20 protein-coding genes are annotated in these 21,957 nt (G+C 63.2%); 13 read left to right on the forward strand and 7 right to left on the reverse strand.

Translation table 11 applies throughout. From position 1 onward, the window contains the following. Positions 1-59 precede the first annotated feature (59 nt). The 11 genes from IVA98_RS20100 to IVA98_RS20150 all read left to right on the forward strand — a co-directional run bounded on the left by IVA98_RS20100 (position 60) and on the right by IVA98_RS20150 (position 12,505). Positions 60-884, forward strand: a complete 825-nt coding sequence (locus tag IVA98_RS20100) for an ATP-binding cassette domain-containing protein (protein ID WP_247332424.1) — start codon at positions 60-62, stop codon at positions 882-884. Beyond that, positions 881-2,137: a sugar ABC transporter permease gene (locus IVA98_RS20105; protein WP_247305138.1), complete on the forward strand. Its 1,257-nt coding sequence runs from the start codon at positions 881-883 to the stop codon at positions 2,135-2,137. Before IVA98_RS20100 ends, IVA98_RS20105 begins: the two co-directional genes overlap by 4 nt. Positions 2,138-2,162: 25 nt before the next feature. Beyond that, a complete protein-coding gene (locus tag IVA98_RS20110) occupies positions 2,163-2,891 on the forward strand; it encodes an SDR family oxidoreductase (RefSeq protein ID WP_247305141.1) in 729 nt (242 codons plus the stop codon). A 20-nt stretch (positions 2,892-2,911) separates the two neighbouring features. Further along, the gene (locus tag IVA98_RS20115) at positions 2,912-4,537 is read left to right on the forward strand and encodes an FGGY-family carbohydrate kinase (RefSeq protein WP_247355371.1); all 1,626 of its coding nucleotides are present in this window, start codon (positions 2,912-2,914) and stop codon (positions 4,535-4,537) included. A 163-nt stretch (positions 4,538-4,700) separates the two neighbouring features. Next, positions 4,701-6,032: an extracellular solute-binding protein gene (locus tag IVA98_RS20120; protein WP_247305147.1), complete on the forward strand. Its 1,332-nt coding sequence runs from the start codon at positions 4,701-4,703 to the stop codon at positions 6,030-6,032. 185 nt (positions 6,033-6,217) lie between these two features. Then, positions 6,218-7,066, forward strand: a complete 849-nt coding sequence (locus tag IVA98_RS20125) for an ABC transporter permease subunit (RefSeq protein WP_247305639.1) — start codon at positions 6,218-6,220, stop codon at positions 7,064-7,066. A gap of 4 nt (positions 7,067-7,070) precedes the next feature. Continuing rightward, positions 7,071-7,991, forward strand: a complete 921-nt coding sequence (locus tag IVA98_RS20130) for an ABC transporter permease subunit (RefSeq protein ID WP_247305150.1) — start codon at positions 7,071-7,073, stop codon at positions 7,989-7,991. A 9-nt stretch (positions 7,992-8,000) separates the two neighbouring features. Next, on the forward strand, positions 8,001-8,762 hold the full coding sequence (locus tag IVA98_RS20135; protein ID WP_247305153.1) for a glycerophosphodiester phosphodiesterase family protein: 762 nt from the start codon (positions 8,001-8,003) through the stop codon (positions 8,760-8,762). Then, positions 8,759-10,288: an alkaline phosphatase D family protein gene (locus tag IVA98_RS20140; RefSeq protein WP_247305156.1), complete on the forward strand. Its 1,530-nt coding sequence runs from the start codon at positions 8,759-8,761 to the stop codon at positions 10,286-10,288. The genes IVA98_RS20135 and IVA98_RS20140 overlap by 4 nt, the downstream gene beginning before the upstream one ends. A gap of 97 nt (positions 10,289-10,385) precedes the next feature. Continuing rightward, a complete protein-coding gene (locus IVA98_RS20145) occupies positions 10,386-11,333 on the forward strand; it encodes a sugar-binding transcriptional regulator (RefSeq protein ID WP_247305158.1) in 948 nt (315 codons plus the stop codon). A gap of 116 nt (positions 11,334-11,449) precedes the next feature. Next, entirely contained in the window at positions 11,450-12,505 is a 1,056-nt protein-coding gene (locus IVA98_RS20150; RefSeq protein WP_247305161.1) for a zinc-dependent alcohol dehydrogenase, read from the forward strand. Between the two features lie 231 nt (positions 12,506-12,736). On the opposite strand, the gene IVA98_RS37285 is transcribed toward IVA98_RS20150, so the two are convergent. From IVA98_RS37285 to IVA98_RS20185, 7 genes are all read right to left on the reverse strand, one after another. Then, the gene (locus IVA98_RS37285) at positions 12,737-13,732 is read right to left on the reverse strand and encodes a HupE/UreJ family protein (RefSeq protein WP_247305163.1); all 996 of its coding nucleotides are present in this window, start codon (positions 13,730-13,732) and stop codon (positions 12,737-12,739) included. A 56-nt stretch (positions 13,733-13,788) separates the two neighbouring features. Next, complete coding sequence (locus IVA98_RS20160) at positions 13,789-14,310, reverse strand: DUF4340 domain-containing protein (RefSeq protein ID WP_247305165.1); 522 nt, start codon at positions 14,308-14,310, stop codon at positions 13,789-13,791. Then, the gene (locus IVA98_RS20165; RefSeq protein ID WP_247305167.1) at positions 14,307-15,791 is read right to left on the reverse strand and encodes a GldG family protein; all 1,485 of its coding nucleotides are present in this window, start codon (positions 15,789-15,791) and stop codon (positions 14,307-14,309) included. The genes IVA98_RS20160 and IVA98_RS20165 overlap by 4 nt, the downstream gene beginning before the upstream one ends. Next, positions 15,788-16,489: an ABC transporter permease gene (locus IVA98_RS20170; RefSeq protein ID WP_247305169.1), complete on the reverse strand. Its 702-nt coding sequence runs from the start codon at positions 16,487-16,489 to the stop codon at positions 15,788-15,790. Before IVA98_RS20170 ends, IVA98_RS20165 begins: the two co-directional genes overlap by 4 nt. Continuing rightward, positions 16,486-17,229 (reverse strand): ABC transporter ATP-binding protein, encoded by a 744-nt coding sequence (locus IVA98_RS20175; RefSeq protein ID WP_247332430.1) that lies wholly within the window; start codon positions 17,227-17,229, stop codon positions 16,486-16,488. The genes IVA98_RS20170 and IVA98_RS20175 overlap by 4 nt, the downstream gene beginning before the upstream one ends. A gap of 65 nt (positions 17,230-17,294) precedes the next feature. Beyond that, positions 17,295-18,158, reverse strand: coding sequence for an N-acyl homoserine lactonase family protein (locus tag IVA98_RS20180; RefSeq protein ID WP_247305172.1), 864 nt, complete (start codon positions 18,156-18,158; stop codon positions 17,295-17,297). A gap of 284 nt (positions 18,159-18,442) precedes the next feature. Continuing rightward, positions 18,443-18,628: a hypothetical protein gene (locus tag IVA98_RS20185; RefSeq protein WP_247305174.1), complete on the reverse strand. Its 186-nt coding sequence runs from the start codon at positions 18,626-18,628 to the stop codon at positions 18,443-18,445. Positions 18,629-18,882: 254 nt separating this feature from the next. On the opposite strand from IVA98_RS20185, the gene IVA98_RS20190 reads away from it, so the two are divergent. Both IVA98_RS20190 and IVA98_RS20195 read left to right on the forward strand, forming a co-directional pair. After that, positions 18,883-20,388, forward strand: coding sequence for a serine hydrolase domain-containing protein (locus IVA98_RS20190; RefSeq protein WP_247355372.1), 1,506 nt, complete (start codon positions 18,883-18,885; stop codon positions 20,386-20,388). Between the two features lie 787 nt (positions 20,389-21,175). Further along, positions 21,176-21,760 carry a hypothetical protein gene (locus IVA98_RS20195; RefSeq protein ID WP_247305178.1) on the forward strand — a complete coding sequence of 195 codons (585 nt, stop codon included), beginning with the start codon at positions 21,176-21,178 and terminating at the stop codon, positions 21,758-21,760. The last annotated feature ends 197 nt before the right edge of the window (positions 21,761-21,957 follow it).

Genomic DNA, 21,957 nt, shown 5'->3' on the forward strand with positions numbered 1-21,957 from the left:
TGCGTTTGTCCCGGCCGCTTCCGGCGGCCGGGACGAACGACGAGAGAAGAGACTTGGAAATGACCACGATCTCGAATGTCGACCACCCGCAGGGCGGACCGCGCAGGCCGGTTCTGAGTCTTCGCGGAATTTCCAAGCATTTCGGTGCCGTTTCCGCTCTCACTGATGTCGATCTCGACGTGCATGCCGGCGAGGTCGTCGCGCTCGTGGGCGATAACGGCGCTGGAAAGTCCACGCTGGTGAAGATCCTCGCCGGCGTGCATCAGCCCACCGCCGGAACGATCGCCTTCGACGGCGAACATGTCGTCCTGGCCGATCCCGCCGCGGCGCTCCGCCTCGGCATAGCCACCGTTTTCCAGGACTTGGCGCTCTGCGAGAATCTCGACGTGGTCGCCAACATCTTCCTCGGCCGTGAGCTCAATCCAATGCGGCTCGATGAGGTCTCCATGGAGCTTCGCGCCTGGACCTTGCTCAACGAGCTGTCGGCGCGGATCCCGAGCGTGCGCGAGCCCGTTGCTTCGCTCTCCGGCGGACAGCGCCAAACTGTGGCGATCGCACGCTCGCTGCTGACGGAGCCGAAGCTCATCCTGCTTGATGAGCCGACCGCAGCACTTGGCGTCGCCCAGACCGCCGAGGTGCTCGACCTTGTCGAGCGCGTCCGCGCCCGCGGCCTCGGTGTCATCATGATCAGCCATAACATGGAGGACGTACGCGCCGTGGCCGACCGGATCCTGGTATTGCGTCTCGGCCGCAACAACGGTGAATTCGGACCGGACGCTTCCAATCAGGATCTCGTCACTGCGATTACCGGTGCGGATGAGAACTCCGTCTCGCGGCGCGCCGGCCGGCGTCGCGCCCATCAGCCGGCGGAGCAGCAGCGATGACCAGCGACACGCAACAGGTCTCGACGGCGCGCCCGCTCGACCGGAGCGACGAGCGACTCAAGCACGCGGATACGCTCGGGAGCATCGTCAGCGCTTTCGTGGACCGCGTGCGATCGGGCGACCTGGGTTCGCTGCCGGTGGTCGTCGGACTCATCGTCATCTGCACGGTCTTCGAGAGCCTCAACCCCGTTTTTCTGGAGCCGAACAATCTGGTCAATTTGCTGTTCGATTGCTCGACGGTGGGCGTCATCTCGCTGGGCATCGTCTGCATCCTGATGGTCGGCGAAATTGACCTTTCGGTTGGCTCGGTGAGCGGGTTCGCTTCGGCGCTTATTGGCGTGCTTTGGGTCGGTCAGGATTGGCCGGTCGCCGTGGCGATCGTCACGGCGTTGGTAATGGGCGCTGGCATCGGCGCGCTCTACGCATTTCTGTTCAATCGCCTCGGGATGCCGAGTTTCGTGTCGACGCTGGCAGGCCTGCTGGCCTGGCTCGGGCTCCAGCTGTATCTGCTCGGTTCTTCGGGCTCGATCAATCTTCCTTACGGATCGCCGCTGGTCGATTTCGGGCAGATGCTTGTCATGCCGCCGATCGTGTCCTACGCGCTGGCGGCGGTCGCGAGTCTCGTCATGTTCGTGACCGGTTATCGCACGGCAGTCCGCCGTCGGCAGGCAGGACTGTCGGCGAGTTCGCCTGGCCGCATGGTGCTGAAGGCGCTGCTGGTTACTGTCGTGCTCGAATTCATCGTCTACTATCTCAATCTCGGGCGCGGCGTGCCGTGGATGTTCGGTCTGTTCGTCGGCTTGTGCGTGGTCATGAACTACGCGTTGACGCGGACCAAATGGGGTCGCTCGATGTCTGCGGTCGGCGGCAATCGCGAGGCAGCCCGCCGGGCCGGCATCAACGTTCGCCGGGTCTATTTGACTGCCTTCATGCTGTGCTCCACGCTGGCAGCCGCTGGCGGCATTCTTGCCGCGGCGCGCCTGGCGTCGTCCAGCCAACAGGCCGGCACCGGAGACGTCAACCTCAATGCAATCGCAGCCGCTGTCATCGGCGGCACGAGCCTTTTTGGCGGCCGTGGCAGCGCCTATTCTGCGCTCCTCGGCATCATCGTCATCCAGTCCATCGCGAGCGGGCTCACACTGCTCGATCTCTCCTCGTCGCTCCGGTACATGATCACGGGCGGGGTACTTGCCGTAGCAGTCGTCGTCGATTCGCTGGCACGGCGCTCGCGCCTGTCCCATGGCCGGGCTTGAATAACTCTCACAAGAAGGACAAGCCGTGGCCCAGGAACTAGCAGGAAAGGTTGCCGCGATCACCGGCGCCGCATCGGGCATCGGTCTCGAATGCGCCAGAACATTGATCGGGGCTGGCGCGCGGGTGGTGCTGATCGATCGGGCGGAGGAGGCGCTGAGCAGCGCCTGCGCCGAGTTGGGCGACCAGGCGATCCCGTTGCGTATCGATCTGACCGATCCTCAGAGCATGAAGGCCATGATGCCGCAGGTGTTGGAGAAAGCGGACCGGCTGGACATCTTCCATGCCAACGCAGGCGCCTATGTTGGCGGCGAGGTGCTTGGCGGCGATCCCGACGCCTGGGACCGCATGCTCAATTTGAACATCAATGCGCTGTTCCGGTCGGTCCATGCGGTGCTGCCGCACATGGTCGAGCGCAGGAGCGGCGACATCATCGTCACCAGTTCGATCGCCGGTCTCGTCCCCGTCGTTTGGGAGCCGATCTACACGGCGTCCAAGCACGCGGTGCAGGCTTTCGTGCATACGCTGCGCCGCCAGGTCGCCAAACACGGCTTGCGCGTCGGCGCCGTTGCGCCCGGTCCAGTCGTGACCGCGCTGATCAAGGACTGGCCCAAGGCGAAGATCGAGGAGGAAATGGCGGCCGGGGGCTTGATGCAGCCGGTGGAAGTCGCGCAGGCGGTGCTTTTTATGCTGACCCGTCCGAGAAACGTCACCATCCGCGACCTCGTCATTCTGCCGCAGAGCAACGATCTGTAGCATTCTCCGACCGGCGATCCATGGCCAAGCAATCCGATAACCGCCATTTTCTCGGCATCGATGTCGGCACCGGCAGCGCAAGGGCCGGCGTGTTCGACCGCTTCGGTGCGCTCCTTGCGAGTGACAGCGCACCCATCGCACTTTGGCGGGAGGCCGGCGACATCGTCGAGCAGTCGAGCGAGGATATCTGGCGTGCCGTGTGCCGCAGCGTGCGTGGCGTGGTGGTACAGGCCGGCATCGCTCCGGACAGCATCGCGGGAATCGGCTTCGACGCGACCTGCTCCCTGGTGGTGCTGGGCGAGGGAGGCGCGCCGCTGCCCGTCGGCCCGTCCGGCGATCCTGAGCGCAACATCATTGTATGGATGGATCACCGCGCCGCCGATCAGGCGCGCCGGATCAATCAGACGGGCGAAAAAGTTCTCGACTATGTCGGCGGAACGATCTCACCGGAGATGGAGACGCCAAAACTGTTGTGGCTCGCGGAAAACATGCCTGACACATTCTCCCGTGCGTGGCAGTTCATGGACTTGACGGACTTTCTCACCTGGCGTGCGACAGGGAGCCTGTCTCGCTCCATCTGTACCGTGACCTGCAAGTGGACCTATCTGGGTCACGAAGCCCGCTGGGACGATCAATTCTTCCGCAAGGTCGGCCTCGGCGTGCTGGCGGACGAGCAGTTTCGCAGGATCGGCACCGAGATCGTGCCCGGCGGAACAAAACTGGCGGCGGGTCTGACGGCGGAGGCCGCGGCCCATCTCGGCCTCACCGCGGGTACGGCGGTCGCCGCTGGCCTCATCGATGCTCATGCCGGCGGTGTTGGTACGGTGGGCGCGCGCGGTACGGCGGGCACGGTGCTCACGCGCATGGCCTATGTGTTCGGAACGTCCGCCTGTACCATGACGACCACGCCGGATCCGTCTTTCGTGCCCGGCGTGTGGGGACCCTATTTCTCCGCCATGGTGCCCGGACTTTGGCTCAATGAAGGCGGGCAGTCGGCCGCCGGCGCTGCCATCGAGCATCTGTTGCAGATGCATCCGCATTCCTCGCAAGCGGCACAGGCTGCACGCCAGAAGCGGCAGACGCTTGCGGATTGGCTTGCCTCGGAAACCGAATCTCGCGGCGGTGCCGGAATGATTCCGCAGTTGGTCGGCGAGATTCATGTCGTCCCCGAATTCCTCGGCAATCGCGCGCCGTTCGCAGATCCTGATGCGCGTGCGCTGATTGCCGGGCTCGATATGCGCTCGGATCTGGAGAGCCTGCTGGCGCTTTATCTCGCCGGGCTGTGCGGTCTCGGCTGCGGGGCGAAGCAGATTGTTCGCGCTCAGCAAGAGAAGGGCATTGCGGTCGATACGATGGTGGTCAGCGGTGGTGCCGCAAAGAGTCCCCTCGTGCGGCAAGTCCTCGCCGATATGACGGGGCTGACGGTCGCCGCGTCGGCATCCCCGGAAGCCGTCCTGCTCGGCTCCGCGATGCTTGGATCGGTCGCCTCGGGCGACCATGCCGATCTCGGCGAGGCGATGCAGGCGATGTCGGTTCTGGGAGACATTTCTCGACCTCAGGCTGCTCTGGCGGACTGGGTCGATCGGCGCTTTTCCGCCTTCGAGGCCCTGCAGAAGGTCGGCCGGGCAATTCGAAGCGCTTCGTAGCCCCATTGCCAGCTGGACCGGACCTACCCAGGCGCGGTTTGCATCCGAGGTGGCTGCCTACGCAGGAGAGGGCGTTCGAGCCCTTTCATCATATCGACACATATGTCATGATAGAAATACAAATGTATAGGACCGCATTTTGGCGGGCTAGGGAGGGCTGCCCATGGGTAGGAAAGTCGCATTCATTGCGGCCTTGTTCGGCGCGTTGGCATTGGTTGGTCCGGCGCAGGCGCGGGTCGAGGTCCAGTGGTGGCATGCCATGAGTGGCGTCCTCGGCGACCGGCTCAATGAGCTGGTCGAGAAGTTCAACACCTCGCAGGACAAGTACACGGTCGTCGCGGTCGCCAAAGGGAACTATGACGAGGTGACCAACGGGGTGATCGCCGCCTATCGCGCCAAGCGGCCGCCGGAAATGGTGCAGATCGCCGAGCGCGGTTACATGACGATGCTGCTGTCAGGAGCCATTGTCCCCGTGCAGGATTTGGTGGAGCAGAAGGGTTACAAGATCGACTTCTCGGACTTCATCAAACCCGTGGCAAGCTTCTGGAGCTACAAGGGCCGGATGTCGGCGATGCCCTTCAACTCGTCGACGCCGATCTTCTGGTACAACAAGGATCACTTCCAGAAGGCCGGCTTCGACAAGCCAGCCGAGACCTGGCAGGAGTTGGAGAAGCAGCTCTACGCCATCAAGTCCAAGGGGATCAGCGAGTGCGGCACAGTGCTGCCCGGCGATTTCTACTGGAGCCTGCTCGAGAACTACAGCGCCATCAACAATCAGCCCTACGGTACGCTCGCGAACGGTTTCGACGGGCTCGGTACCGAGTTCGTCTACAACAAGACGAAGGTAGTCTCGCAAGTCGCGCGGCTCAAGAAATGGCTCGATGACGGTGTGATGCAGATCGCGGGCCAGGGCTTCAGTCCCGAACAATTGTTCACGTCGGGCCGGTGCTCGACCTTCGTCAATTCGACCGCATCACACGGCAACATCGAGCGCAACGCGACCATCAACTGGAGCGCCACCTTCCTACCGCACGAGAGCGACATCAATCCGCCTCTCAACAGCACCATCGGGGGCGGGGCCATCTGGGTCATGAAGGGCCACACACCGGAGCGATACGAGGCCGTCGCGGCCTTCCTGGATTTCGTCGCGCAGCCGGAAACCCAGGTCTGGTGGCACGGCGCAACTGGCTATGTTCCCGCCACCAACCGCGCCTATGCGCTCGCGCGCGAACGTGGCTATTACAAGGATCATCCGACCCGGGAGATCGCGGTGCTGCAGCTCTCGCGCGGCACACCGAACGAGAATTCGCGCGGCTTCCGCTTCGGCAACTTCGTGCAGACGATGCTGGCCCAGCGCCAGGAGGTCGAGGCGGTGTTCGCCGGTCAGAAGCAGCCGCAGCAGGCCATGGATGACGCCGTCAAGCGGGGTAACGAGATCCTGCGGCAATTCGAGAAACTCAACGCCGGGAAGACTCCGGAAACTGAGCGTCCATGACGTTGCGCCTGTCGATCCCGTGGCGCGAGGCACGCGCACCCGTGCTGCAGGGAAGGCACGGGGGCCGCGGGTCCAAGGCCGTGCCGGCGGCACTCGCCGGCACCCCACGACGGTCGAGCAGAACGCGGCAGCGTGAGGAGGCCGGACTGAAGCGCGCCAATTTCGGCGACGGTCCCGGCCTGCCGATGCTGCTGTTGCTGCCGCAATTGCTGATCCTGCTGTTCTTCTTCTTCATTCCGTCCCTGCGAGCGCTGATGCAATCCGTCCTGCTCAGCGATCCCTTCGGGACCAACGTCCAGTTCGTCTGGTTCGACAACTTCAAGACGCTGCTTGCGAGCAGCGATTACCGCCAGTCGATCACGGTGACGTTCTGGTTCACGGTGGCGCAGAACGTGCTCACCTTGACCAGCGCGCTGGTGCTGGCGTTTGCGACCGACAGGATCGTACGCGGCCGTTCGGCCTATCGCACGATCATCCTGCTACCCTATGCTATCGCGCCGGCGATCGCCGGCATCCTTTGGGCCTTCCTGTTCAATCCGGCGGTTGGCCCGCTCGCGCAGGTGCTGCACGGTTTCGGCATTGCATGGGACCCCAATCTCAATCCCACCGATGCGCTGATTCTGGTGACGCTCGCAGCATCCTGGAAGCACATCTGCTACGACTACATCTTTCTGGTCGTAGGATTGCTCGCGGTGCCGGTGTCGCTGATGGAGGCTGCCGCCGTGGACGGCGCGGGTCCGATCCGCCGCTTCGTCGCGATCGCGCTGCCGATGCTCGGGCCCACCATCTTCTTCCTCACGGTGATGAACTTCATCTATGGCTTCTTCGAAACCTTTGCCATCATCGATGCAGTGACCAAAGGCGGCCCGGCCGGTGCGACCAACATTCTGGTCTACAAGGTCTTTGTCGACGGCTTCGTCAATCTCGATCTCGGCTCTTCGGCCGCACAATCGGTTCTCTTGATGAGCTTTGCGCTGATCTGCACGCTGCTGCAATTCCGCTATTTCGACCGCAAGGTCAATTACGGGGTCTAGCCGGATGGTCGAACGCTCGCCGGTCCTCAACGTGATCTGCCACGCGATCCTGATCGCCGGCGCGCTGATGGTTTGCGTGCCGCTGTATTTCGCGTTCGTGGCCGGCTCGCTCACCGTGGCCGAGGTGCAGAAGGTGCCCTTGCCGTGGCTGCCGGGAGGTCAATTTTTCGACAATCTGCAACTGGCCTGGAGCAAGGGCAATTTCAGCCGCACTTTCGCCAATTCGGTTATCGTGGCGCTCGGCATCACGGCCGGCAAGATCGCGGTCTCACTGCTCTCGGCCTTCGCGATCACCTACTTCCGGTTCCGCTACCGAATGCTCGCATTCTGGCTCATCTTCACGTCCCTGATGCTGCCGATCGAGGTTCGCATCGTGCCGACCTTCGAAGCCGTGGCAAATGCGGCGCTGCCGCTGCAATGGCTTCTGGATGCGCTGCATGTCGCGGATCTCTGGGCCTGGATCAGCGGGCACGAGGTCGCGATCGCGCTCGAATGGAATATGGTCAACACCTATCCCGGACTGGTCCTCCCGCTGATCGCCTCAGCCACTGCCACATTCCTCTTTCGCCAATTCTTCCTGACGATCCCGGAGGAGCTATGCGAGGCTGCCAGGCTGGACGGCGCCTCGCCGCTACACTTCTTCTGGAGCATCCTGCTGCCGCTCTCCGTGCCGAACATGGTCGCGCTCGCCATCATCCTGTTCCTGTTCGGTTGGAATCAGTATCTCTGGCCGTTGCTGTTCACGACCGACAAGGACATGGCAACGGCGGTCATTGCGTTGAAGGGCCTGATCCCTCGCTCCGACAGCGAGCCGGCCTGGAACATCGCGATGAGTGGTGCGCTCCTCACGATGTTGCCGCCGGTGTTGGTCGTCCTGCTGCTGCAGCGCTGGTTCATCAAGGGTCTTGTCGACAGCAGCAAGTAGGAACTGATCATGGTTATCATTGCCGGTCATCGCGGGGCACGTGACCTTTGGCCCGAGAACAGCATTCTCGGATTCCGTAACCTCTATGGCCTTGGCGCCGACGCGGTAGAGTTCGACGTCCACCAGAGCTCAGACGGTGGCATCGTCGTGATCCACGACCCCTTACTCGACCGTACCGCGCATGGCACTGGCCCAGTCGGCGAGCGCAGCCTGAAGCACCTGACCTCGATCCAGCTCCGCGATGCTGGCGGCGAGTGCATTCCGACCCTCGGCGAGGTGCTCGACGTCTTCAGCGATACGGCGCTCGAGCTGCAAATTGAGATCAAGACTGATGCCCTGGGCAACGTCTACCAGGGACTCGAGGCGAAGCTGATCGAGGAGATCAGGCGACGCGGGCTGCAGCGGCGGGCGATCTTGACCTGCTTCGTCCCCGAGGTGATCGAAACCGTCCGCAAGCAGGCACCGGACGCGCAGGTGCTGGCTTCGCTCGATCGCCGCTCGGCCGAGATGATGGGCGGGATCAAGCCGGCGCTCGAGCGGTTCGCCAGAATTCGCGACTGCATCGTGGCCATCGAGAAGACACTGCTGATGCCAGCGATGCCGCTGGCGCTCGGCATCCTCGGTCCGGCGCGAATCGGTGCGTGGGTGACCAACACGCCCGAGGATATCAGCTACTGGCTGGGCCAACCGGTGCGGCAGATCACGACCGACCGGCCGGATCTCGCCGTTAGCATCCGTCGCAAGCTCGAAACGGCGCCGGCCCGCGCATGATTCCCCGCCGTCGCTTTCTCGTGGGGTCGCTGGCGAGCGCCGCGTTGGCTGCGCCCGCCGGGTTCGTGCGGGGAGCGCCGGTTTCGTTTGACGCGGATCCTTTCACGCTCGGTGTTGCCTCCGGATGCCCGCGGGAGGATCGCGTCACCCTGTGGACCCGTCTTGCGCCGCAGCCGCTCGAGGGCGGCGGCATGGGGCCCACGCCTGTGGACGTTGAATGGCAGGTTGCCGACGAGGAGGCCTTCTCGCGCATCGCCTCGCGCGGCATCGTGCGGACGACCGCAGAGCTGGCGCATTCCGTGCACGTCGAGGCGACGGGGCTGCGGCCGGACTGGGTTTACTGGTACCGCTTCCGCGTCGGGCCGGCGCTCAGCCCGGTCGGCCGCACCCGAACCGCGCCCGCGGGGTCGGAGCGGTCGTTCCGTTTTGCCTTCGCATCCTGCCAGCAATACGAGCAAGGCTATTTTGCCGCCTACCGCGACATGGCCGCACGCGATCTCGACCTCGTCGTGCATCTCGGCGATTACATCTATGAGAAATCCTGGGGATCGCGCCACGTCCGCCAGCACGGCGTCGGAATTCCGACCACGCTCGAGGAATTTCGCAACCGCTACGCGCTCTACAAGAGCGATCCCGACCTGCAAGCGGCGCACGCCGCCTTTCCCTGGCTCTCGGTCTGGGACGATCACGAGGTGATGGACGATTATGCCAACGATCGCTCCTACACGGTGCGCGATGCTGTTCAGTTTCTGAAGATCCGCGCGGCCGCCTATCAGGCCTATTACGAGCACATGCCGCTGCCGCCCTCGGCGCGTCCACGCGGCGCGGACGCCACGATCTACGAGCACTATCGCTTCGGCGACATGCTCGACGTGCTGTTGCTCGACGATCGGCAATATCGTTCGGCATCGGCGTGTGTCGGAAGCGGGCGGCCGACCTGGGTGACGGACTGTGCAGGCCGGACGGACGAAGCGCGGACGATGCTGGGGCGCGAACAGGAGCAATGGCTCGATGCGGGCCTGCGCGACTGCCGCGGCCGCTGGACTATCGTCGCGCAGCAGACCTTGATGGCGCCGGACAAGAGGGAAGGGGACGATGGCGCGCATTTCTGGATGGACGGCTGGGACGGTTATCCCAATGCACGCCGCCGTCTCCTTGATTCGCTCGTGACGCATCGCCGGCGCAATCCGGTCGTAATCGGCGGCGACCGTCATGCCTTCTTTGCCGCCGATCTGAAGCACGATTTCGCCCGCCCGGATGGCCCGACCATCGCGACCGAGTTCGTCGGCACGTCGATCACCTCTGACGGACCGAGCGAAGCCAGTGTGCGCAAGGCATTGGCGGAGAATCCGCATCTGGTCTATGCGCGCGGCGACAAGCGCGGCTATGCGACCGTCGAGCTCGACGCCCGGCATTGCACTGTGGGATTCGAGGCACTCGACGACGTCAAGAACGCCGCAAGCGCCGTGCGCCGGATGACGAGCTTTGTGGTCGAGGATGGCGTACCGGGCGCGAAGCCCGCATGACGGAATCCACATGCCGCAGATTTGACGACCACCGAAAGATCGCCTCAAATGCCGCCGACGTCTGACTGTGCCTTGGGGCCGCTGCGGGGGCTGCGCCGTGACTGATCAAACCATCCTGCGGGTCGCTTGGCTTTACTATATGGAGAACCTGACCCAGGCCGAGATCGGCGAGCGGCTGGGGCTGACCCGCGCCCGCGTCAACCGCATGCTGTCGGATGCCCGGCAGACCGGTATCGTCAACATCCGCCTCAACTCCGCCTTCGCGAGCTGCACGGAGCTAGAGCATCGCTTGCGCCGGGAATGCGGCCTCGAGGACGCCGTCGTCATCCCGAGCCCGGAGAATCCCGAGCAGGTCGGCAGCCTGATCGGGATGGCGGCGGGAGCGTATCTCTCGAAATTCCTCGAACAGAAGCGGCCGCGCATCATCGGTATCGGATGGGGCGCAACGTTGCGCGAGACGATCCGTTACGTCACGCCGGCGGACTATCCCGAACTCTCCATCGTCTCCATGATGGGCGGCCTGTCACGCGGACTTGAGCTCAACACGTTCGAGATTGCGGGCGAGCTCGCGCACCGGCTGCACGCCCAGTGCAGCTATCTGGCCGCTCCGATCTTCGTCAGCAGCCGGCGCTCGCGCGACACCTTCCTGGCTCAAGAGGTCTATCAGGAGGTGCTGAACAGCGTTGAACGGATCGATCTTGCGCTCCTGAGCATGGGAGACATGACGCCGCGCTCGCTGTTGATGCGGCATGGGCTGCCGCCGGACGTCCGCGCTGAGCATCTGCGCGCGGCAGGCGCCGTCGGCGACGTCCTGGCGCAATTTCTCGACAAGACCGGCAGGCCTATCGATCACGGCATCAACAGCCGCGCCATTGCGATGCCGCTCGAGAAGCTGGCGCGTGTGCCTACGTCGATGTTGATCGCCGGGGGGCCCAACAAGGCGCCGATCATCGCGTCGGTGCTGCGGGGCCGGATCGGCAAGGTGCTAGTGACCGACGAGAACACCGCCGTTGCCGCGCTGAAACTGATCGACAAGCAGAAATAGCCGTAAGTTCCCTCGCCGCTATTAATTCCGCGCCGTGCGCACCCCTGTCCACGCGCAGCGGACGTGCGCCGAAAGGCGCGCAAAAGCATTTGTCTCCCCGCTGTTACATATGTAACATGGGCGAGACAATTGCTCAGAAGGATGGCGTCGACATGCGCGCTGCGGTGCTCCAGGACATTCGTGATATCCGCGTCCTCGATATCCCCGAGCCGAGGCCGCTCGCGGAGGACGAGCTCATCGTCCGCGTCAAGGCAGTCGGGGTTTGCGGCAGCGACCTGCATTCCTATCTCGAGGGCGGAACAACCGGTCCGACCAGCGTAACGCCGTTCGTTCTGGGGCACGAATTCTCAGGCGTGCTCACGCCGGACTCGGCGCGCAAGGCGGGGTTCTCGGCCGACGCGCTGGTGGCGGTCGATCCCTCCATTCCCTGCGGCCATTGCGAGTGGTGCCACCGCGGCCACACCAATCTCTGCCCCAATGTGAAGTTCCTGGGCTACGCGCCCCACAACGGCGCCATGGCCGAATTCGTCTGCGTGCCAAAATCCGCCGTGCATTTGGTGCCTGACAGCATCGATCCGGCCGGCGCGGCGATCCTGGAGACGCTCGGTGTCGCGATCCATGCCATGGATCTGGCGCGTCCGCGGCTTCTGGAAACCTTGGCGGTGCTCGGCTGCGGGCCGGTGGGATTACTGCTCGTGCAGCTGGCGCGGCTCGCAGGCAGCGGGAAGATCATCGCGATTGACCCCGTCGAGCAGCGTACCGCGCTGGCCTGCGACCTCGGGGCGGACGTGGCTTGCGGCAGCTACGCCGAGGTCGCGGACGCCACGGAAGGCCGCGGCGTCGATCTGGTGATCGAGGCAACCGACTCATCGCACGGCTTCGAGCATGCCGCGCGCTCCGCACGTATCGGTGGCCGGGTCGTTCTCGTCGGCATCCCCGACAATAATCAGTACATCCTGAGCGGCGCCGAGTCGCGTCGGAAGGGCCTGTCGATCAAGTTTTCGCGCCGCATGCCGGAGGTCTATCCGCGGGCCATCGCGCTCGCGCAAGGCGGGCAGGTCAAGCTGGCGCCGCTGGCTACGCATCGCTTCTCGCTCGACCAGACGCCCGCCGCCTTCGAGCAGCAGGTCGCGCGGCGCGATGGGATTATCAAGGCGATCATTTGCCCGTAATTGAGCGGCATCTCGCCAAAATCCTGGGGCAACGGAGGCAGGCATAGAAGCCGGGCCGGTCGTGATGGCGAAATCGTCGAAGCTGGTCGTCACCCGAAAGGGGCGCGTGCTGATGGTGCGGCGCAGGAAGATGTCCGTTAAGGTTCAGCACCTCTCGCAATCGTATTCTGTTGCAAGACGGATAAGGGCTTCGCTCGTGCAATAATCCTCGCTGGCAAATGTCGCTCTGCTTCACCAATAAAAAATGCGCTCGGCTAACCAGTAAGTACCGACCGCAACGACTGCCAGCGACGCGATCCGGGGCGTAAGGGAAGCTCCGCGCCCGTGTCTCATTAGCGTCAGCAAGGGCATGATCATTGCGACGAAGAGCAACTGCCCAATCTCAATGCCGAGATTGAATCCCAGCAGTGCGCGTACAATGGCCCGTCCCTTAAGATCCAGTTCCCCCAGAGCCGACGCAAAGCCGAAGCCGTGGAGAAGGCCGAAACCGAAGACCCAGATCCATCGCCGTCGGGCTGGCTCGATGAAAAGAAGATTCTCCAAGGCCACCCAGACGATGGTCGCGGCGATCAGCGGCTCGACAATGCGGTCCGGGACGGTAACGATGCCGAAGGTCGCGAGCGACAGCGTGACGCTGTGGGCAACGGTGAATGCCGTCACGATGCGCACCACGGACCCTAGGCCCTTTGCGGTCGCAAGCAGCGCGACAAGAAACAGGAGATGATCATAGCCGGTGACGATATGCTCAACGCCGAGCTTGATGAAGTCGAACCAGCCGGTAGCGAGCGGGCGATCGAGATCAAGCGACACCTTCCGGGAGCCCTCCTGGAAAGCGACCTGCCGCTCACCGCTCGATGTCATGACATTGCCGAGGGTCTGATAATGCTCGCCGAGAAGCGCGCTCCAGTCCTCGGTGATGTCGAGACGGCCTTGCGAAGCGTTACAGGTGAAGTCGATCTCGATGGTGCCGCGGGCGTCGGTCGCGCCGGCGCCGCCGATGCGCACGACACCCATCCGGCAACGCGCGCCCGCAAGTTCGATGAAAAGGGTTTCGCGCGCGTAGCCAGCAATCCGCTCCGCGGCGACGCGATCGCCATTGGCGGCCGCCTTCAGGCCCTCGGCGGATCCGATCGGTATTTCCGGCAGCACGATCGACAGCGCGTAGCGCAGGCGATTATCGACGAGTTCAACACGCAGCAGCGCTGTCGTGATGGCGTGCGCAAGCACGACGCCCGGCCAGAGCAGGACGAGAGCTAGTCCGATCCACTTTGGGAGTCTCCCGGTCACTGCGCGCCTCCCACCTGTTCCCAGGCTTCCGCCACGAAGCCGGGGAGCAGCGCGACCTCACGCCGGCCATCGATCCTGGCATAATGCGAAAGTCCGAGCAGGCTGGTTGCGCCAAAGGAGATCGCGAAGGTTTTGCCTTCCGCTCCCCTGACCACCACGCGCAGTTTTGGCGGATCGAGCCCAAATTGCGCGGCGTCGACGCTGGCAACCTCGTCCTCGCTCAGCATCCGCTCCGGCCCGGAGTTGCGCAGAAGCGTCAACGCCGCCTCGAGCCGCGCGTTGAATCCCGGCGGCGCATTTCCTTGCGCAACGCGCCAGCCCTCGCCCTCCCGTGCAAAGCGCCATTGTCCGGCAGGGGCCGCGACATCGACCTCTCGCACTTCTGCAGTCGACATAACGAGGAGGCCGCTCGGCGTGAAAGGCGCAAGGCCCGGTCCGCCGCGGCCCCCGGTGAGGGCAAGAGCCGCGAGGAAGGCAATGGCGGCGAGCGCCGCGGCAGGCCAGGCGAAACGGCTCATCGCCGCCGCCACCACATGATGCCGCCAGCGAAAGCGATCAACCCCGGCATCAACAGCACCGTGACGATGAAGATGCCGCGGGTCTGCTCGCCCGTCAGCGTCACCGTTGGCAGGACCTCCACTGGCGGCTTCATGGTCGGCGCCTTCTCCTCGCGGCTCAGCCAACCGATGCTGGCAAGCACCACGTCGGAATTCCCGAGATAAGGGAAGAAGGAATTGGATGCGACGTCGGCATCCCCCACGACGATCAGGCGAAACGGCTTCGCTGCCTCGCTGAGACGCCCCTCCGACGCAAGCGCAATGATCCGCGCCGCCGGCGGATCTGCCTCCGGGGCCGGTCGATTGGCAAGGCGATCGCTGATGACATAGCTTTCCGCACTGCTGACCGCGAGCGGCACCACCCTCACATCTGGCGCCGACACCTGCTCGAGCGGCCGGGCGCCGGGATAGAAAGACAGCGAAAGACCACGCGTGACCGGATGGGCAGCGTAATGCGACACGGCGATCATCTGCTCGTCGGTGAAGTAGTGGTCTTTGGGATCGACGATCACGCCATTGCCTATCCTGATGCCTGCCCGCGCCAGCAACGTGGCGATGCTTTCATCCAGTACATAATCAGGCTCGACCAGCAGCATCGCCGAGCCCCCACGCTCCAGATAGCGGCGCAGCATCTCACTCTCGCCGGGGCTGTAGCGCGTGCGCGGATTGGCTTCGACGACGACGGCGCAATCGTCCGGGATTGGCTGGCCGGTGGCAAAGGAGACTTTACGCGCGGAGAGCCCAAGTTTTTCCAGCGCACGCCGGAGACGGCCGATGCCGTGCTGCTCCATCTGCACAACTGCAAGTCCCGAAGCGTCGTGACTATGGCTCTGCGCGCCCTCGAAATGGGTGTGGAATTCAAAATTGTCGATGTCGTACTCGCCATGCCCCACGGCGAAGCAGACGACGAGCTCGCGCCGGCGCATCAATCGTAGCAGGCCGATCGCGACCTCGCGGTCGTCGGTGGTCACCACCTCGACACGTCGGCCGCCGGCGCGCAGGACCGCGGAGTTATAGGTGCGCACGCCAAAGCTGCTGGCCAGTGCCGGATTCTGGTCGGCATCAATCAGCTGCACGCGGAAATTGGCATTCTGCCGTTCGAGTTGGGCGAGCATGGTGGCGAGCGCGCGGGCACCCGGATTTTGCTTCTGATAGAAATACGCGACGTCCACCGGCTCCTTGAGCGCGCTCACCATGTCGCGCGCTTCAGTCGAAGGTGTGAAAGCCTTCTCTCGCGTCAGGTCCAGATAGGCGTCATGGCGGAACAGCGCGACATTGGCGAAAATAACGACGGTCAATGCCACGACGACGACCAAGGCAGTGCTGATGGCGCGGTTGGCCGAGCCGATCTGCACCGGCAGCTTCAGCCCCGCCGCAGACAGCAGCGCCAGCGCAGCAATCACGCCGACGAACCAGCCGATGTTGAGGAGATCAGCGCTCATCGCTGCGCGAGCCCCCAAGCGGTGAGGAAAAGCGCAAGCATGCTCGCGCTGATATAGTAGCCGATGTCGGACAAGAACACGGAGCCCGAGACCATCGGCTTGAAATGGCCGATCAGCGACAGGTTGATGGCAACGCTGTCAAACGGCGGGACGAGCAGGTAGGACACGGAATCGGCGAACCAGAGCATCAAGAACGTCCCGATCGACAGCGCGGCCGCAACCACCTGGTTCTCCGTCAGGCTGGACATCAGAAGGCCGACCGCAACCAGCAGCGAAGCATGCAGCGCCAGCGCCAGATATCCCGCATAGATCGGGCCCCAGTCCGGCTCACCATAACGATCCAGGATCGCGGCATAGATGAGCGAGGCGGCAAACATGCTGAGCACCAGCGTCAGCGTCGCTGCATACTTGGCGAGCACGATCCACACTTCCCGCACCGGCGCGGTCAGCAAGAGTTCGAGGGTTTCGGAGCGCCGCTCCTCGGCGAAGGAGCGCATGGTCAGCACTGGGACCAAGAGGATGGAGAGCACGTACATCTGGTGGAAGATGTATTGCAGGTTGGCGACCTTGGTCGCAAACAAAGTAAGGCTGAACGTATAACCCAACACGAGGAGAAACACCGCGGCAACGGTATAGCCGATCGGAGACGTCAGCACCGCGTTGAGCTCCTTGGCAAACAGGACGCGCAGCGTTCTCATGTGAGCGACAGAAACCATTGTTCAAGATCGGGCGTATCGGCGACCGCGCGCACGCCAAGCAGGCGACCGCTCAGCAGCACCGCGACACGGTCAGCGGTTTTTTCCACTTCGCTGAGGATATGCGAGCTCATCAGCACAGTGTGACGGCCGGCCAATGAGCGGATCAGTTCCCGCATCTCGATGATCTGCCTGGGATCGAGGCCGTTGGTCGGTTCGTCAAGGACAAGGATATCCGGCTCATGGATCAGCGCCTGCGCCAGTGCCGTGCGCTGGCGGTAGCCGCGGGACAGGGCGTGTGTGAGCTTGTGCATCACCTCAGACAGCGCGAGCCGCTCGACCACGCGGTCGATGGCAACACCAATCTCGGCCTCCGGCAGGCCGCGCAGCCGTGCCATGAAGGCAAGAAATTCGCCGACGCGCATATGGGGATAGAGCGGCGCCGCTTCCGGCACGTAGCCGATGCGCCGCCTCACCGCGAGGGACTCCCTTACGACGTCAAGGCCCCCCACGGTAAGTTGGCCGGCGGACGGCAGAAGATAGCCGGCAAGCAGCCGTATGAAGGTGGTCTTGCCGGAGCCATTGGGCCCCAACAGCCCGAATACCTCTCCGGCGCGGACGTCGAGCGTTAGTCGATCGAGAGCTGCGACCGGTCCGTAGCGCTTGCTAACTTCAATGGCCGAAATGGCAGGCGTACCGGCCGACACGCCCGGAAGCGACACGCTGCTAGGCGAGATGGTCATGCAACGTTCCCGACGATGCACCCTGCCGGTCGCGTCCTTGGAGATGTCCCCACCCGCTTCAAATCTCAGTCGTAGAACTCGGGCGCCTTCTTGGTGGCTTTAAAGATCTCGGGATCGTGACCGTAGAAGATTTGCGCGTTGTTGGCGTCGCGGATCTGGCGAACGCGCTGATAGCTGCGGTACGCATCGTTCGGAGACTGCGTGCCCGGGATCGGCGGAATCAGGTTCTTGTCTAGATTTTCCTTGAGATAGACAACATCGCTGGTCAGGATGACTGTGCCGGTCTTCGGAAGCTTGACCACAACGAACTGGCTTCCAGGCGTATGGCCGGGCGCGCGCATCACACGCACCGAACCATCGTCGAACAGGTCGAGGTCGCCGCTGAGGCGAATGATGTTCATCTTCTTGGTATCGGCAAAATCGCCGGGGATATAATAAACGGAGAAGCCGACGTCGGGCCACCAGGCGGCCTTTAGTTCGTCTTCCTGTGCCACGAGGGTGGCATTGGGAAACTGGCCGACATTGCCGCCGTGATCGAGATGGAGGTGGCCGACCACCACGTACTTGATGTCATCGGTCTTCAGGTCAATCTTGGCGAGCTGGGCGGGGATTGCGTCATCCTTGGTCATCTTGAGGCCGAAGCCCTTGGCCAGCGGACCCCACCAGCCCTCGGGATCGGTGATCGTCTTGTCGTTGTTGCCGGTGTCGATGATAACGTTGCCCTTAGGATGCTTCAGCACGTAGAAGCTCACCGGGGCCCAATCGATGTTGCCTTGGCCGCCCATCTGCAGCGCCGCTTTGGGGAACCCACCGAGTGACCCCGAGGTGAAGACATAGAGTTTGGGACCATCCTGCGCAACGACAGGCGCGGTAGTTGCCCCGATGCCAAGGGTGAGAGCGAGACCCAACGCAAGCTGCTTCAATGCCATAGCGTGTCCTCCTCATGTCTTCATTGTTTACGGGCCGTCTGCGCGGCCGCAGGGCTCGGCCAGCTTCGCGGCCGAATGCGCCAGAATAGGATCGAGACTTTCGTGATGGCAAGACGAAATGACGCTTTGGGCGACAAAATCGCTGACGCCCTGAAACGGAGCGCTCGGTTCTGGGAGGCTCGGTCGGCGGAGAGCGAGGCGCAAAACGTTGCGTCCTGCAGCCGACAGAGTCCGCTTCGCTTTCTTCTTACCCGAAGTGAGGAGAGCTGCCTGTTCAGGGGCCGTCATGAACGCCAAATATGCCCGTCGTGCTTTACCGCATGCAGCTCGACGATTTCCTCGGCGAAGAAGGCAAGTGCGACGAGTTCGAGGCCATCGCCGTCAACGAAGTCCTTGCGTGGCAGATCGAGCAGGCGCAGCCAGATCGGGCGTCCTGCTCGACCCGACGAACGGTATATCACGCTGGCCATGCTTCAGCGCGCCGCGGGCATGGTCGGGCCGTCCCTCCGGCTGGAATTGGCTTGAGAACGACGCGGCCTGGTATCGAACGCGCAACTTGCGTGCTGCGCCTCCGCGCGCTTCGCCGCATCTCTCTAAATTGTGTCATGAAGTGGCTGCTGCCTGTGGTAGATATGCCGGTGCGCAACAACCCAGGCAGGGGTAGAGCATGCAAGTGGCTGATCGTTTCATCGGGCGTTCATCACGAAACAGGGCGATGCTCGGCATGCTTGTCCTGCTCATCTGCGTCCATTCCGGCGCCACGAGCGGACAGAGTAATGAGGCGGTGTGGCCGACAACACAATGGCAAACCTCGACGCCGGAAGAGCAGGGCATGGATTCGGCCGCACTCGCCAGGGTTGTTGCGTTCGGTACCACGCGCAGCTTCGACAGCCTGCTGGTGACCCGCCACGGCCGCGTCGTGCTCGATGCGTACTACGCGCCGTTCACTGCCGACATGCCGCACACGATTAATTCCGCCACCAAGGCGGTGGTCGCGACGCTGACGGCGATGGCTTACAAGGATGGCCTGCTAGATCGCCTCGACCACCCGATGCTGGATTTCTTTGCCGATCGGAAAGTCGCCGATGCCGACGAGCGCAAGAAGGCGGTCACGGTTCAGCATCTGCTCAACATGACGTCCGGCCTCGAGTGGGACGAAGGGTTTGAAGGCGGCCGCGAACAATCGATGCGGGACATGGGCGCGAGTCCCGATTGGGTAAACTTCATCCTCGATCGTCCGATGGCGCATGCGCCGGGCGAGAGCTTCTATTACAACAGCGGCGGCTCGCATCTGCTGTCCGCAATCATCAGCAAGCTCACCGGAAAGAACACCGCCGATTATGCCAACGAGCGGCTGTTCGGCCCGCTCGGCATCGCGCCGCCATTCTGGCGCCGGGATCCGCAACGGCTTCCGATTGGCGGCTTTGGCCTCGCGATGCGGCCTCGCGACATGGCGAAGCTCGGCTATCTCTATCTGCGTAACGGCGAATGGGATGGCAAGCGGCTGCTGCCAGCGGACTTTCTCGAGGCCGTCGGCCATGCCACCATTAACATGAACGCGCGGTCCGATCCCGCGCTGCGCTACGCCAACCAGTTCTGGGCGATTCCCGGCAAGCACGTCTATATGGCGGTCGGATATCACTGCCAGGTAATCATGGTGCTGCCCGAAAAAGACATCGTCGCCGTGATGACGGCGCGGGATTTTTGTCCTTTGGGCAGACTGGCCGACGATATCTCCGGCGCGGTCAAAGCCGATTCTGCGCTGCCGGCCAACCCGGCGGCAGCCGACCGACTGGCCGAGGTGATCGCGGAGGTCTCGACCGAGAAGGCGACCAAGGTCGGCGCTGCGCCGGCGATCGCTGCCGCGATCTCGGGGAAGACTTACAGATTCTCCGACAATGCGCTCGGCATCAAATCGCTGGTGCTCTTCCTGGCCGACGAGAACCCACGCTACATCGTGCAGATGGCGGCGGGCGATCCGGCGCGGCGCCAGCTCGACGGGCCGATCGGGCTCGACGGCCTGTACCGCAAGAGCGCGCCGAGCTTCCTCGGCATTCGCGCCGCCAAGGGCTCGTGGCAGAACGAACAGACCTTCATCTTCGATTTCCAGTATGTCGGACTCGGCGAAACCTCGATCTGGACGCTGACCTTCGACGGCGACAAGGCAATCCTGCGCGGCAAAGCGCGGTACGGGCGCGAGGCGACGGCGGAAGGGACGTCGGGCGGTTGAGTGATGCGCTCCGCGAGCACTCTTTAGCTGCGCGCTGTCCACGCCTCCTTCATCACAATGAAGGTGCGGGCCTGAGTTACGGTGCACTAACCAACATTGCCACGATGATGGACTCGTGCTCCTGGTTTGCCCCAAGTGTCAATTGTCTTCGCCTTGTCGGGCAAAGCATACTCGCCGCCGGCTGCCATGCTCTTTCGTGTTTTCGATATTTTTGTCGGACGCGCGCTGGCACCGGTCTCGCGGGCCGGCGAGCGAAGAGGGCGCGGCTCGCCATAGCTCGCGGGCCCGAACAGCCCGCCTCCGCCCTGCCGGCTTCGGCGTGGTTGCCTTCGGCACGATGTGGCTTGCCTAGCCGAAGCTGGCGTAGACAGCGAAGGCTGGTGGGCCCGGCAGGACTCGAACCTGCAACCAGATCGTTATGAGCGGCAGAATTTCGACTAGGGGCGTTGACCTTCCTGCGTTTTTGTTCGAGTCCGATGGCCTTCGTTCCGTTTCGTTCACGCCGTTTCTGGTGCGAAACTGGTGCGGTGCTTCGAAACTGGCCTGAGGGCCACACAAGCCGGCGATCGGCAGAAGGGTCCAGGAGCGGGCCAAATCGGCCATGATTGCTTTCACGATTGGCTCTTTGCGGTAGTTCGTCACGGATCTGATCCGCTCATCCAGGCACGTGCCGGACAACCGCGCGCGCTTAATGAGCGTTTAACGCTTTTGCGCAACAGATAGATCACCAGCGCGCAATTAGTCCTTAGTTACGAGTGCGAACCGACCTCCCGTGGAGGGGAATCGGATGGGACTGCTTTTTGTTGGAGTGCTGGCGGGAATCCTGATCGGCTTTGGCTGGTTCGCGCCTTCCCGAGGGTATTTCCTTGATTGCGCGTCACGCCCCTGTTTCAACGGGGGCGCAGTCGCCCGACCCGCGCTGCCAATGCAGATGGCTTTGGCGCCAGATCCTGCTGCCGTCAAATCGAATTCTGCTACTCCGGCAAGGTCCGGCAAGAGATCTTCCCCGAAGAAGCGTGGAGCGGCCGACCTTGCCAAGGTGGCGTCGCCTCGGACGAGGATCGGCGTCTCGGCATCCGAACACTCCGCGGAAACTTCAGATCCTGTCCTGGACAAGGCGAAGGTCACGATCTCGGCGAAGATGGAGGATCCAGAATCGGCCGAATTCACCGATATGAAGCGCACGATGCGAAAGAACACGCTCGGACGCCCTGTGGATACGATTTGCGGGCGTGTGAAAGGAAGAAGCGCGTCAGGCGGCGAGACCGCGGAGAGGCCGTTTCTTTACCTCGTGAAGGAGGATGAAGCATATGTCGTCGACGGCAAGTCAGGGTCGGCGGCGTCAACGGCGTATCGAAATATCTGCAATTAGGGGAGGCGTCGACTGCGCGACCGTGCGGTACGCACCCAAGTGATTTGAGCGGAAAGAATTTCCACCTAGCCGCAAAGTGATCCCGCAGTGGATACGGCACTAACGGCGGCACTGCGCCTCGTGATGATGCATTCAGAATGAATGCAGCAGCAGCAGGGGAAGACGCAATACGGAATGGGAATATCGCGGAAGTTCTT

The organism is Bradyrhizobium sp. 160, assembly GCF_023073735.1.
Taxonomy (GTDB): domain Bacteria; phylum Pseudomonadota; class Alphaproteobacteria; order Rhizobiales; family Xanthobacteraceae; genus Bradyrhizobium.